At 46.1% G+C, this 13780-nt stretch carries 14 protein-coding genes and 1 pseudogene; 9 read left to right on the top strand and 6 right to left on the bottom strand.

The features are described from left to right. Positions 1-9: 9 nt before the first annotated feature. The 4 genes and pseudogenes from HFV01_RS27725 to opcA all read left to right on the top strand — a co-directional run bounded on the left by HFV01_RS27725 (position 10) and on the right by opcA (position 5241). A pseudogene (locus HFV01_RS27725) lies at positions 10-1135 on the top strand (RNA-guided endonuclease InsQ/TnpB family protein). Positions 1136-1193: 58 nt separating this feature from the next. Next, on the top strand, positions 1194-2267 hold the full coding sequence (gene fbp, locus HFV01_RS27720; protein ID WP_006622480.1) for a class 1 fructose-bisphosphatase: 1074 nt from the start codon (positions 1194-1196) through the stop codon (positions 2265-2267). A 54-nt stretch (positions 2268-2321) separates the two neighbouring features. After that, complete coding sequence (zwf, locus tag HFV01_RS27715; protein ID WP_006622479.1) at positions 2322-3851, top strand: glucose-6-phosphate dehydrogenase; 1530 nt, start codon at positions 2322-2324, stop codon at positions 3849-3851. 58 nt (positions 3852-3909) lie between these two features. Beyond that, complete coding sequence (opcA, locus tag HFV01_RS27710) at positions 3910-5241, top strand: glucose-6-phosphate dehydrogenase assembly protein OpcA (protein WP_006622478.1); 1332 nt, start codon at positions 3910-3912, stop codon at positions 5239-5241. A 16-nt stretch (positions 5242-5257) separates the two neighbouring features. Here opcA and HFV01_RS31470 read toward each other — a convergent pair whose 3' ends face one another. After that, on the bottom strand, positions 5258-5380 hold the full coding sequence (locus HFV01_RS31470; protein ID WP_273247983.1) for a hypothetical protein: 123 nt from the start codon (positions 5378-5380) through the stop codon (positions 5258-5260). A gap of 121 nt (positions 5381-5501) precedes the next feature. On the opposite strand from HFV01_RS31470, the gene HFV01_RS27705 reads away from it, so the two are divergent. Both HFV01_RS27705 and HFV01_RS27700 read left to right on the top strand, forming a co-directional pair. After that, complete coding sequence (locus HFV01_RS27705) at positions 5502-6305, top strand: hypothetical protein (protein WP_006622476.1); 804 nt, start codon at positions 5502-5504, stop codon at positions 6303-6305. Between the two features lie 41 nt (positions 6306-6346). Continuing rightward, positions 6347-6703 carry a (2Fe-2S) ferredoxin domain-containing protein gene (locus HFV01_RS27700; RefSeq protein ID WP_006622474.1) on the top strand — a complete coding sequence of 119 codons (357 nt, stop codon included), beginning with the start codon at positions 6347-6349 and terminating at the stop codon, positions 6701-6703. Here HFV01_RS27700 and HFV01_RS27695 read toward each other — a convergent pair. The 5 genes from HFV01_RS27695 to HFV01_RS27675 form a co-directional block, all read right to left on the bottom strand. Continuing rightward, the gene (locus HFV01_RS27695; protein WP_193520608.1) at positions 6693-7772 is read right to left on the bottom strand and encodes a glycosyltransferase family 4 protein; all 1080 of its coding nucleotides are present in this window, start codon (positions 7770-7772) and stop codon (positions 6693-6695) included. The two genes, HFV01_RS27700 and HFV01_RS27695, sit on opposite strands and share 11 nt — an antisense overlap. A 179-nt stretch (positions 7773-7951) precedes the next feature. Next, positions 7952-8377: a helix-turn-helix domain-containing protein gene (locus HFV01_RS27690; RefSeq protein ID WP_006622471.1), complete on the bottom strand. Its 426-nt coding sequence runs from the start codon at positions 8375-8377 to the stop codon at positions 7952-7954. A 92-nt stretch (positions 8378-8469) separates the two neighbouring features. Then, positions 8470-8991: a phosphoribosyltransferase gene (locus HFV01_RS27685; RefSeq protein WP_006622470.1), complete on the bottom strand. Its 522-nt coding sequence runs from the start codon at positions 8989-8991 to the stop codon at positions 8470-8472. A gap of 155 nt (positions 8992-9146) precedes the next feature. After that, positions 9147-9680 carry an adenylyl-sulfate kinase gene (cysC, locus tag HFV01_RS27680; protein ID WP_035759991.1) on the bottom strand — a complete coding sequence of 178 codons (534 nt, stop codon included), beginning with the start codon at positions 9678-9680 and terminating at the stop codon, positions 9147-9149. A gap of 218 nt (positions 9681-9898) precedes the next feature. Beyond that, on the bottom strand, positions 9899-11290 hold the full coding sequence (locus HFV01_RS27675) for an NAD-dependent malic enzyme (protein ID WP_006622468.1): 1392 nt from the start codon (positions 11288-11290) through the stop codon (positions 9899-9901). Positions 11291-11495: 205 nt separating this feature from the next. On the opposite strand from HFV01_RS27675, the gene HFV01_RS27670 reads away from it, so the two are divergent. The 3 genes from HFV01_RS27670 (at position 11496) to HFV01_RS27660 (ending at position 13772) form a co-directional block, all read left to right on the top strand. Then, the gene (locus HFV01_RS27670; RefSeq protein ID WP_006670789.1) at positions 11496-11999 is read left to right on the top strand and encodes a hypothetical protein; all 504 of its coding nucleotides are present in this window, start codon (positions 11496-11498) and stop codon (positions 11997-11999) included. 95 nt (positions 12000-12094) lie between these two features. After that, the gene (locus HFV01_RS27665; protein ID WP_438861267.1) at positions 12095-12700 is read left to right on the top strand and encodes an IS607 family transposase; all 606 of its coding nucleotides are present in this window, start codon (positions 12095-12097) and stop codon (positions 12698-12700) included. Continuing rightward, complete coding sequence (locus HFV01_RS27660; RefSeq protein ID WP_318286309.1) at positions 12657-13772, top strand: RNA-guided endonuclease InsQ/TnpB family protein; 1116 nt, start codon at positions 12657-12659, stop codon at positions 13770-13772. The genes HFV01_RS27665 and HFV01_RS27660 overlap by 44 nt, the downstream gene beginning before the upstream one ends. Positions 13773-13780 lie beyond the last annotated feature (8 nt).

Here is a 13780-nt window from a genome sequence, read left to right as displayed (position 1 = left end):
CAAATCATGGTGCCAATCAAAGCTTTCCGGACAAAACTAAAACTCAATGACCGTCATCGCACCTTGATGGCCAAACACGCCGGGTATGCTCGATTTGTGTTCAATTGGGGATTACACTTATGGATGTCAGCTTATGAAGAGGGACTCAGCTATCACGTCAACTCCATCAAAAAGGTTTTTACTCATTATGTAAAACCTCAATATCCTTGGATGTCTGAATTGTCTTCTAAAGTTGATCAATATGCCTTCATTAATCTAGGGGATGCCTTTAAGCGATTCTTCAAAGGAATAAGCAGTTATCCTAAATTTAAGAAGAAAGGCCACCATGATAGCTTTACCCTTGACAATGGCGGCCAACCATTCAAGTTGTCAGGAACTCGCCATAAGCTGCCTTTTGTGGGCTGGGTTTCTACATTTGAGGCTCTACCACCCAGTCTAGTTAAGAAAGTCACTATAACGCGCCAAGCAGGTGACTGGTATATGAGCTTTTTTGTAGAAACCACACCAGAAATCACACCGAAATTCCGAGAGAGAATCGGGGTAGACCTAGGAATTAACAATTTGGCGACTTGCTCCGATGGGACCCAATTCTCTAATCCCAAGGCTTATAAAGCAGCGACCAAAAAACTAGCCAGATTACAACGCCATTTAAGTCGCAAAGTCAAAGGCTCGAAAAATTGGGCCAAATGTCTCTTGAAAGTTCAAAAGCTACATCAAAGAGTAGCAAACATTCGGCGGGACACGATTCATAAAATAACTACTTTTTTGGCTAAAAACCACAGCCAAGTAGTCATTGAAGATTTGAATGTGTCTGGAATGCTGAAAAATCATGGTTGGGCGGGTTCTATCGCTGATGCTTCATTTTATGAGTTCCGTCGTCAACTAGGTGACAAGGCAGAACGTTATGGTTCAAAGTTGATTATTGCCGATAGATTTTATCCATCCAGTCAACTGTGTTCTAATTGCGGTTATCGTCAAAAAATGCCCCTAGTCCCGGACTTTTGAATGTCCAAACTGTGGCCTGAAGATTGATAGAGATTTGAACGCCAGTATAAATTTAGAAAAATCGCCTGGTTCAGACGATTACACTTGTGGACGGGGTGCTGCCGACAGTCCCGGACGAAGCCAGAAATAAACGTCAATATCCGGCTATGTCCGGTTTTGTTTAAGTTTTATAGAGCAGAATTTAACTTATGGTACAGACAGCAAGCGGTCAAATCCAGCCAGATCCCCTAGGTTTAGATAGAGGATACTACTTAGATCGGGACTGTACAACCCTATCGCGGCACGTTTTACAGCAACTCCAAAGTTTCGGTCCTGATGCTCAAGATATTAGCGCCCTGATGAACCGCATTGGACTAGCGGGGAAACTGATCGCCCGTCGTCTGTCAAGGGCGGGGTTGGTAGAAGGAACCCTAGGATTTACGGGAGAAGTGAATATCCAGGGGGAAGAAGTCAAACAAATGGATTTTTTCTCCAATGCAGTTTTTATCTCGACCTTCAAACAAAGCGGCTTAGTGTGTCGCCTAGCTTCGGAAGAAATGGATAAACCCTACTACATCCCAGAAAACTGCCCCATCGGACGCTATACTCTGCTTTATGACCCCCTAGATGGTTCCTCAAACCTGGATGTTAATATGAATGTGGGTTCCATCTTCGCGATCCGTCAACAGGAAGGTTACGACGAAGAAGGAGAAGCCCTAGACTTATTGCAAGGCGGTCATAAACAAATCGCTGCTGGATACATCCTATATGGTCCTAGCACGCTCCTGGTTTATTCAATTGGTAGGGGGGTTCATTCCTTTACTTTAGACCCCAGTCTGGGGGAATTTATCCTGGCTCAGGAAAATATCCAAGTTCCCGAACATGGTCCGGTCTACAGTGTTAACGAAGGTAATTTTTGGCAGTGGGAGGAATGCTACCGAGACTATATCCGTTATGTTCACCGCCATGATGGCTACACAGCCCGCTATAGTGGGGCTTTGGTGGGAGATATTCACCGCATTCTCTGTCAGGGAGGAGTATTCCTATACCCGGGAACAGTGAAAAACCCTGATGGTAAATTGCGCCTATTATATGAGTCGGCACCAATGGCCTTTTTAATGGAACAGGCGGGGGGTCGCGCTAGTACGGGTAGTCAGGATATCTTAAATGTGGTTCCCGAAAAACTCCATCAACGCACGCCTCTGATTATTGGTAGTAAAGAGGATGTAGCTTTAGTGGAGTCATTTATAAGCGATCGCAAACGTCGCGAAACGGAAACTTAGATCAATAATAAAATCCGGCAACCTCTGTTAACTTAATTATTCACGACAGCCTAGATGGTTACACTCTCAGAAAATCCCCTCCGCGTTGGTCTACAACAAGACCGCATTCCCGAACCCCAAATTTTAGTAATTTTCGGGGCTTCCGGCGATTTAACCCAGCGTAAGCTAGTTCCCGCCATTTATCAAATGCACCTCGAACGTAAGTTACCCCCAGAATTAACCATTGTTGGGGTAGCACGCCGAGACTGGACTGATGACTATTTTCGTGAGCATCTTCGACAGGGTATTGAAGAATTTGGCGGCGGGCTACAATCGGAAAAAATATGGCATAACTTCGCCCAAGGCTTATACTACTGTTCCGGTAATATGGACGAACCGGAAAGCTACCAAAAGCTAAAATCCCTTTTGGCTGAATTAGACTCGAAACGCCTAACCCGTGGAAATCGGGTATTTTATCTATCGGTGGCTCCTAGATTTTTTGGAGAAGCAGCCCAACAACTGGGACAAGCCGGAATGTTGGAAGACCCCAAAAAGCAACGCCTAGTTATTGAAAAGCCTTTTGGTCGTGACCTGGGTTCGGCGCAAGTCCTTAACCGGGTGGTGCGTAATGTCTGCACTGAGGAGCAAGTTTACCGTATTGACCACTACCTCGGTAAGGAAACAGTACAGAATTTGATGGTGTTTCGGTTCGCTAACGCTATTTTTGAACCGTTGTGGAATCGTCAGTTTGTTGATCATGTACAAATAACGGTGGCGGAAACTGTAGGCTTGGAAGGACGAGCGGGATATTATGAAACGGCTGGGGCGCTGCGGGATATGGTACAAAACCATTTGATGCAGTTATTCTCGCTCACGGCTATGGAACCCCCTAACTCTTTGGATGCTGATAGTATCCGCACGGAAAAGGTTAAGGTGGTACAAGCTACCCGTCTGGCAGATTTTAATAACCTAGAAACAGCAGCAGTCCGAGGACAATATATCAAGGGATGGATGAATGGTCAGCAGGTTCCGGGCTATCGTGACGAAGATGGCGCATCACCAGAGTCTACTACGCCTACCTATGCGGCTTTGAAACTTAGTGTTGATAATTGGCGCTGGAAGGGTGTACCTTTTTACCTGCGTACTGGTAAGCGAATGCCTAAGAAGGTTACGGAAATCGCTATTCAGTTTAAGGAAGTGCCTTTTTTAATGTTCCAATCTGCTGCTAAACAGGCTAATCCTAATGTGTTGGCGCTGCGAATTCAGCCGAATGAAGGGATTTCGATGCGGTTTGAGGTGAAAACTCCGGGAAATTCCCTCAGAACTCGCTCGGTGGATATGGATTTCCGCTATGATACGGCTTTTGGTAAGCCTAGCACTGATGCTTATGCTAGGTTATTGATTGACTGTATGCTGGGAGACCAAACTCTATTTACGCGAGGGGATGAGGTGGAAGCGTCCTGGCGGGTTCTAACTCCGGTATTGGAAGCCTGGGATGCTCCGGCGAAGCCAGATAGTATCCCTTTCTATGAGGCGGGAACCTGGGAACCTGTGGAGGCGGAACTATTGCTTAACCGGGATGGTCGCCGTTGGCGTAGGCTTTGATATTTGGGTCTATCTATAACTTTTGTTCGCGTTCAATCAATAAGCTACTGAGTTAAATATGAATACACCACTTGTTGCACTCCAGAAACCAAAGGATATTTCTCTGAGTGAAATTGAGGCAGAACTTAATAGCATCTGGCTTAGTCAAAGTTTCGGTCAGGGTAAAACGGCGGCGATCGCTACTAGGGCGGCTACTTTTAGCATGGTGATCTATGAACCGGAGGAGTTTCAGCAACTCCTGGGGGGTCTCGGCTTTTATAAAGGGGCGATCGATGGTATTCATGGTACGGAGACCCGTGATGCTGTTCGTGATGCTCAAAAGGCTTATCAATTGCCGATTACGGGTCGGGTAGATTCGGATACCCTGGAACACCTACGCACTGAGTTTGCTAAACTTTCCCCAGAACAGCGGGTGATTAGAAATATTGATGCTCGTGGATTTAGCATCAGCGAAACTATTGCTAACCAAAATCCCTGCCGCATTATCACTCTCTGTCCGACTTGGGGAGAAGATACGGGAGTTACGGCCCAGGTTTCTGCCTATTGTCCCCTACAAAACAACAAGGAAGAGGGTTTAATCTGTTGTGAATATGTCACCCTCCGAGGCACTAAGGCGGCTTTGGAAAGGGTTAGTAATGTGGTCACATCTTTATTAATTCCCGATTTGCCTAAGTTTGTCTGGTGGAAGGCTACCCCTAACCCGGAACAAGAATTGTTTAAGCATTTGTCCTGTTGCAGTAATTGTGTGATTGTCGATTCCTGTTATTTCAGCGACCCTGAATCGGAATTACTCAAAATGCAGGAACTGGTTGACCAAGAAACCTATATTGCTGATTTGAATTGGCATCGTCTCTCGCCTTGGCAGGAGTTGACAGCGGCTACTTTTGACCCCCCAGAACGTCGGATGTATCTTGGGGATATTGACCATATTACCCTCGACTATGAAAAGGGTAATGCGGCTCAGGCTTTGATGTTCCTCGGTTGGTTTGCTAGTCGTTTGCAGTGGGAACCTCTGGAGTTTACTGAGTCGGGGGGAGACTATGACCTGAAGCACGTTAAGTTCCGTGGTCCTGATAATCAGGAGATTATTGGGGAACTCGCTGCTATTCCTATGGCAGATACTGGGGAAATTCCGGGCGATTTGGTGGGTGTGCGCCTGACTTCTACTAATCCCAAGGCTAATTGCTGCACTATTCTATGTTCGGAAACTACTGGCTGTATGCGTATGGAGGCGGGGGGTAGCGCCCAGTCGTGTCAGACTGAACAAGTGACTTCGGTGACAGACCAAAAAGCAGAATATCTGATGGCGCAACAGCTACAACGCTGGGGCCGAGATGTTTTGTATGAGGAAAGCCTGGCGGCGGTATCTGCAATTCTCAATCTGCGCTAGGTTTTGGTATAATCGGTTACTTTAAGGATGACTGGGATACTATAGAATAAATTTGTGTTTTGGGGTTTGGTGTTGCTGGCGATCGCTTTTTTAATAAAATGGAGGCGATCGCCTCACACTTACTTTCAAAAATACCCATATTTTTAAGTATTAAAAATCCTGGTTTAATTGGAAGCCAGCCAGCCAGAGGTTGGCAAGACTACGGAAAGCATCTACAATATAGCGCGAATTTACATTGATATCATCAGAGGTGTCTGAATATGTATTCCCATAAAGATAATTCCCCGGAAACCCCGGAAAATGAACCACTTATCCCTCAGCAAAATGTCAATAACTCGACAACTACCTCGGAACTACCCCCGGTAGTGAAAACTGGGTCTATTGTAGCCCTAATTGCGGTGGTGATGATGGCGGTGGTGGGGTCGCTGATGGTTAGTCCTGACCAGGCTACGACAACGGGAAGTCAGTCAGAAGAAGAAACTGTGGCTACGGAAGAGGCGACTATGGAAGTGGTGACTACTCCCGCCGCCTCTGTGGTGGAAGAAACAGCAGAGACTACGACGACGGAGACAACAGAAACTCCTGATGCGATCGCTTCTGAACCCCAGACCCCAGAAACTACGGAGGACCTTACTGCTGCGACTCCAGAAACTACACCAGAAACTACAGAAGTGTCGGAGTCCCCGGAAACTGAAGCAGCCATGACTCCTGACCCAACTCCGACGGCTGAGATGACGACAGGAAACGAGGTAGCGGCAGTTCCTGAGACGGTCAATATTGAAGAATTGAATAATATTATTTACGATAAAATTGACCGGGCTTGGACTGTGAAAGGAACCCCGGTTCCTACGGCGGTCAGTTACATGGTGACAGTGACTCCGACGGGGGCGATCGCGGAATTTGAACCTAAGTCTTCTGAGGCTTCGGAAAACGTTGATAATACTCCTCTACCTACTCTAGTGGAATCTGACGCTATGGCGGCGGAAACTGCGGGTAAAACAGTGGTATTTGAGGTGGTATTTACAGATAGGGGGGTTTTGGAGGTTAGACCTTCTCAGCAGTAATCCCCTGGCTTTTGCGATCGCGTTTTGTACATAATGGGGGTATGGAAATTTTTAGCAAAACCTCCCAAATGCCAGAAACCCAGCCACCCCAACCACAAACCACCTCGGATCAATCTCGGTGTGTCCTGGTTTGTCAGCATCAGTCCTGCTTGCGGAATGGTTCCGAGGGTACTCTGAAAGCCTTTGAGGATGCAGATGTCCCTAATGTGAAGGTGGAGGCTAGTGGCTGTCTAGGACAGTGTAATATAGGTCCGACGGTGCGGGTAATTCCCGATGAGACTTGGTACTATCGAGTTCAACCGGAAGATGCAAAGGCGATCGCCACCCAACATTTACAAGGGGGAAAACCTGTCCAGGAAAAACTGAATCCTAGGATACATCCTCAGTTCAATTTTTAAGCGCGATCACATCGGATAACCATGTTTCTAAGCGATCGCCTAAAGCTACTAAGGAATATTCCTTTTCGGCTAAAGCGCGACATTGGCGGCGGTCAATTTGCTCTAATTTGGCGATCGCATCGACCAAACCCGTTACGCTGTCGGGTTCGACTAGCCAACCCGTTTCACCATCTCGGACAATTTCGGCGGGTCCACCCCGTCGATAACTAATCACCGGAACCCCACAGGCTAAGGCTTCAATAGCGACATTTCCAAAGGCTTCTACCCAGCGATGAGTCATTAATAAACCTCGACATTCACGCAGACCCTGTTGTAGTTCATCTGTATTCAAAAATCCCCGATAATTTAGGGGCGCATTCGGATAAGTATTCAGGATATTTTGCCAATATTGCTCATCCTGAATTTTGCCAAAAATTGCCAGAGGGATACCTGTTTTATCCGCCGCCGCGATCGCATCCTCTAAGCCTTTTTCCGGGGAAATACGACCCATCCAAGCTAGTTGTTGATGGGGTTGATCACAAAACTGATAGCGATCCATTTCTAAGCCACTTCCTAAACAAGCATAGCCTAGGTCTGAACCAAAGGTGGCGGCTTGGGTATGGCTATAAAATCCGACAGTCCCCGGAAACTGTTTCATCACCTCAACAACTATCTGATCTAAGGCGGAAATTAGGGAACCCATACTCACCCAGTGAGCGATCGGAGTCGGGAAAAAAGGAGTCAGATAAAATGGTAGCCAATCAAAGGCAAAATTGACAATTGCATGATAGTTTGTCTGTACCTGTCGCCCATATTCCCACATATTTCCTAACACAGAATTTTCCGGTATGGTAATCAGAGAATCTCGGTCTTGATTTTGGGCGATCGGTTGTAGTTTCCCCGAAATTTCTATAACTGATAGGGCCTCTAACACTGACCCAGAAGGCGCAACAACGGTTATATCATGACCTCGGCTGTGTAAGGCTTTTGCCATATTCAACAATGTTAATTCGACTCCCCCCCCTAATCCTGAACCTAGGGGACCGACCGGGGTTGAGATAAATAGTAATTTCCAGCTTGTTTGAGGCATACTTATTAGTTGATTAACTAGAGTAATTTGATGCTATAATTAGTCCGCACGCTTGACCGCAGAGGCGATCGCTTCTTGTAGCCCTTTAGGTATCTGTAAACAGACCAAAACCCACCGCCCAGGGGATAGGTTTCTGGGCGTATGGTCTGGGACTACCAACACCGAACATAGGGATTAATTTACTTTATTTCCTTGTATCTTAATCGTTTTCCCTTGCGACGTAGATAACGTTTTATTTCGATATCTGATGTTACCCAAGTATTCATTTCTTCATCCCAATAAAATTTTAAGGTCTGGCGAATACGCAAAGTTCTAACCCGTTGGTGAGATACTCCTAAAATCCGCATCACATCAGACTGTCGGAATTTGGGGACACTATTGAGGTAAGAGGTTCTGGCTTTGGGTTCTTCCTCATCAAATACCGATTCCCATAGATGCTGAATACTATTAAGAATAGCTTGAGAAGGTTCACCCCGACCATTTTCCCAACGATTGACACTACCACGAGACACGCCCAGCTTTTGGGCTAACCCTTCTTGGGATAAATGCAGTCTCCGTCTCAAAGTTCGCATCAAGATCTGGAGATTCGATTCAATCTCTGACATTAGCTTTCAACTGTGGTTTGCTTCAGTGTACAGTTTAACAACTTAATAGAGTATCAAATATCTGATACCTTGGCGTTAAACGTTAATTTTGTTTAAGAATCTAGTCCATTCACCTGGTGGACTAAATCCGCTGGCTGGAGTTGTTCGTAATATTCAAAGGGTTGATGAATCCAGGGATTATTACTCAGAAAATCCACATAATAATCAGGGACAAAGGTAGAACAACTTTTATACCAGATTACTCCTGTACGAACTTGGGTAATCTCATCAGGGTAGTGTTCTGTTAACCAAACAATTGAACGTTCAAGACTAATCCCAGAATCAGCTAAATCATCTACTAACAAAATGCGATCGCCCAAATTTTCTGTAGTCATGCTAAGATGATGGGCGATCTGAATTTCTCCTCGAATTTTTCCACCGGGTCCCCCATAGGAAGAAGCCGCCAAAATCCCTAGGGGGACATCATAAATACGCGAGAGTATATCCCCAATTCGTAGCCCTCCCCTAGCCAGACAAATAATCTGATTAAACTCCCACTGAGATTGATATATTTTAGCTGCTAAAACTTCGATTTTTTGGTAATATTCCGACCAAGAAATATATAAGTCATTCATAGACACAAATTGACTATTAATATATTGATAATTATCTGATTAATTGGAAAGCAGCAGCCAGAAGTTAGCTATCAGGATTCCGGCTAGGGGAGAGTTAATCAATTCCCCTCAGCGCCGGATTAGTCTCTGTTACCTACCTGATAATCGTGATTTATTCAAGCTCCTAAATAACCCAATTTTTGTAAACTTTGAATCACCTTATCAACACTTTCCGAAAGTTCTTCGAGGTCGGTGCGACATTCAATCTCAGGATTTAGGGGAGGTTCGTAGGGGTCATCAATACCAGTAAAGCCTTTAATTTCGCCAGCCCTAGCCCGTTGATACAGTCCTTTCACATCCCTTTCTTCACAAACATTTAAGGGTGCATTAACAAAGACTTCGACAAAATCACCAATCCGTTGACGGACTTCCTCACGAATTTCTCGATAGGGAGAAATTGCGGAAACAAATACAATCACACCGTTGCGAGTTAATAAATGAGAAACAAAGCCAATGCGGCGAATATTCTCATCGCGGTCTTCTTTGCTAAACCCTAAGCCTTTAGTTAAGTTAGTGCGGACTATATCCCCATCTAAAATTTCTAATCTGTATCCCTGAGATTTCAGCTTTTCGGCTACAGCTTGGCTAATGGTGGTTTTCCCCGCGCCACTCAAGCCGGTAAACCAGACTGTTACACCTCTTTGCTCCATTGATTGAGTTTCTCCTGTCAACATTATAATTGAGCTAAAATCTGCGCCCCTTCTCATAGAGGTGGAGCCTCTAAAAAACTCCCCGCCCAATATAATAGAGTAGTTGTTGACATTTTGATCATGAAATTAAACAGGTTGGCCAGCCTGTGAGCGGTTGTTTATGGCAATTTTGGGAATGGTGAGTAGGGGTGGGGGAAAATTCCCCCAATAGTTAAACCCTAACGGCGAGCAATTCCTTCTTGGCGCGCAGTATGGGAGACGGCTGCAGCTACAGCGATCGCCACACGCTTATCAAAAACGGACGGCACAATATTTTCAGGGCTCAACTCATTAGCTGTCACCAAAGCAGCGATCGCCGCCGCCGCTTCCAAATACATACTCATAGTGAGGCTGGAAGCCCGACAGTCCAAAGCGCCCCGGAAAATGCCAGGAAATGCCAAAACATTATTAATTTGATTAGCATAATCACTGCGTCCGGTAGCAATCACCGCCACATCATTAGTGATTAATTCTGGCTGAATTTCAGGAATGGGGTTAGCCATAGCAAATACAATGGGATCACTAGCCATAGATTTAACCATTTCCCTGGTGATCACACCGGGAACACTGATCCCCATAAACACATCAGCCCCTTTCATGGCATTAGCAATAGTTCCAGATAACTCGACAGCAAATTCTTGTTTTTGGGGGGTGAGGTCCGATCGCCCTTTGGAGATAATGCCGCGAGAATCACAGATAATAATTTGAGTAGCCCCGGCTTTTTTGAGAAGTCGAGCGATCGCAATTCCCGCAGCCCCGGCCCCATTTAAAACAATCTTGACCTCCTCTATGGGTTTGTTAACCAACTTCAGGGCATTGATTAAAGCAGCTAAACTGACAATAGCCGTACCATGCTGGTCATCGTGAAATATGGGAATCTCGAGAATTTCTCGGAGTCGCGCTTCAATCTCAAAACAGCGAGGGGCGGCGATATCCTCTAAATTGATGCCACCAAACACCGGGGCGATATTTTTGACTGTTTCCACAATGGCATCAGGGTCTTGAGTATCCAGACAGACGGGAAACGCATCAATATCGGCAAATTCCTTAAACAGCATAGCCTTACCTTCCATGACAGGTAAAGCACCTCCCGGTCCCAAATTACCCAGACCCAAAACGGCGCTACCATCAGTGACAATAGCCACGGTATTTTGTTTAATGGTGAGGTTGTAGACCTGTTCCGGGTCATCGGCGATCGCCCGACAAATGCGACCCACACCGGGAGTATAAGCCATGGCTAGGTCGCTTTGAGATTTGAGGGGAATTTTGCTATTAATGCTAATTTTGCCGCTGCGATGTAGGTTAAAAGTGCGATCGTAAACTTCCAGCAGCTTTGAATCTGGCAGATTTTTGACCGATTCGATAATTTCCTCGGCGTGTTCTGTACTCGAAGCATCAACGGTGAACTCCCTGACGGTGGTATGGAGAGTTTGTTCGATCAGATCAATCGGACCCATATTGCCCCCAGTATTGGCGATCGCCTGAACAACACTGGCCAGCTTACCCGCTTTATTGGGCAATTGTAAGCGCAGGGTGACACTAAAACTCGGATTTGGTGTGAGATTGACCATGCTGCAATAACCATAGAAGTTAAACCGTAGATTTTAGCTTGCTATGAGAAAATCTCGATATCTCGTTTGATACAAGTTCACTTAATCATCATTGAGTCAGGAAAGCCAGATAATGCCTGTGTAGTTCACCGATAGCATAAAATCAGATTAGCTTTTTGGCTTTTGTCTAATGTCCCATTCGCTGTCCTTCCACAAATGGGGAACCATGATCAAAATTAACTATTTTCCCAAGTTAGTCTGCGCGGTTGTCCTCAGTTTATCGGTGCTGGTTTCCGGCTGCTCTGATCTAACCACTAGCACACCTGATACTGGTACTACCGGGGCGGTTCAACAGGTCGCAGATGCTCAACCTCTCCCTGGGGGTCAGTTTAACCGATATTTCCCTAGGGGTGCCGATGGCTATAGTGTTACTTTCCGCCAAGAAAAAGAGGGATTTGCTCAAGCGCAACTTTCTCGCGGTGGTGATGCTCTGGCGCTGCTATCGATTAATGATTTGGCTAATAACCCTAGCGCCGCCCGCAAGTTTCAGGAGTCTACCCAGAGAATTGGTGGATATCCCGCAGTTACTCAGGGTAGAAACACTACGGCGCTACTGGTAGGCGATCGCTTTCAGGTTAAGGTTCAATCTAGTTCTGAGTCTTTTACTCCCAGCGATCGCGAAGTCTGGTTACAAAATTTTAATCTCTCTGGTCTAGCACAATTGCGTTAATCTATCAAGTTTTTGGGAGCATGATTTAATCACAAATTCGGTTAATATTTTAGGGCAATACGGTATAATAAGCGAGAATGGTTGAGGATAAACCTATTGCCAGATATGTCAAACCCAAGGAAGCGGCCCAAATCCTTCGAGTCCATGAAAGAACACTCCGCAGATGGGACGACAATGGCTCAATCGAGACCATCAGAACCCCCGCTGGGCAACGACGATACAACGTTGAGTCATATACTGCCAAATCAGGCAGTGACAAACGCAAAGTCGTTATCTATGCCAGAGTTAGTAGCCGCGCCCAGCAGTCCGACCTCAACCGACAGGTGGCCGCACTGTCCAACCTCTACCCCGAAGCAGAAGTCGTCTCAGAAATCGGAGGCGGGCTCAACTTCAAGGGAAAGAAAATGCTGGCCTTACTGGGACAAGTCTTGTCAGGAGATGTCCGCATGGTTGTCGTTGCCCACCCAGACCGATTGGCAATATGGGGATTTGACTTGTTTGGATGGCTCTGTGAGCAAAACAGGTGCTCACTCATGGTTCTCAACCAGACAAGTCTCAGTCCAGAACCAGAAATGGTTGAGGACATCCTCGCCATCCTCCACTGCTTCAGTTCCCGATTATACGGACGGAGTAAATACAAAACTCAGGTCAAAGAAGATCCGGATTTACCCCAGCCCCGAGCTAAATCAAGTCTGGCGTAAATGGCTGGCTGCTTGTCGGTATTGCTACAACCAAGCAATTGCATTATCCCGGAGTGGTAAACGACTAAGCAAGTTAAAGTTACGCAATAAAGTGATGCAGAGCGACTTACCCGAATGGGTCAAAGAAACACCCTGCCACATTCGGCAAAATGCCATCTTTGATGCCTATCAGGCTTTGACCGCTAGTCCTGATGCAAGGTTTAGAAGTTGTCGTGACAGCTCTCAAGGGATTAAGTTCAATAATACTAATTTCTCTTCAGGGAGTTGGTATCCAAGACTCACGAAAGGATTAACTTTCATGGTTTCCGAACCCATCCCTAAAACTTGCGGGCAAGGGACTCAGTTGGTGTTTACCAAAGGTCGATGGTTGGCGATTTTCCCTGAACCAGTTGCCGTTACCCCAACTGACGCTACTGGCGTGATTGCATTAGACCCGGGTGTGCGAACTTTCATAACTGGGTTTGATGGCTCTCGATTTCTGGAATTGGGCTCCGGGGATATTGGACGCATTACTAGGCTATGTCAACATTTGGATGATTTGATGAGCCGAATCGCCAAGGAACCCTGTCGTTCAAGAAGGCGACGGATGAGGCAAGCGGCTCAACGAATGAGAACCAAAATCCGCAATCTAGTTGATGAAGCCCACAAACAAATTGCTCACTACTTGACTCACAACTACAGCCTAATTTTTTTGCCCACCTTTGAGACTTCCGATATGGTTGCCAAGGTGAAGCGTCTAATCAGGTCTAAGACTGCCCGCGCCATGCTGACATGGGCGCATTATCGATTCAAACTAACCCTGAGACATCAAGGGGAAATAACTGGAACCACAGTTGTAGATGTGACGGAAGAATACACCAGCAAAACCTGTACTCACTGTGGTCATGTCCATTCCCAGCTAGGTGGCTCAAAAGTGTTCCGATGTCCTGAGTGTGGGTTCACTCTACCCAGGGACTGGAACGGTGCTTTTGGAATCTTTCTAAAAGCTTTGCGGGATACCGCCTCTGTTACCTTAACGGGTAATAGTGCTATCGTCGCATTGTCAGGCAATAGCCGGATAAATGTCGCGTAAATGTATCA

Source organism: Limnospira fusiformis SAG 85.79, assembly GCF_012516315.1.
GTDB classification, from domain to species: Bacteria; Cyanobacteriota; Cyanobacteriia; order Cyanobacteriales; family Microcoleaceae; genus Limnospira; species Limnospira fusiformis.
The sequence above is the reverse complement of the archived record's forward strand: the minus strand, read 5'-3'. Positions and strand labels throughout refer to the sequence as shown.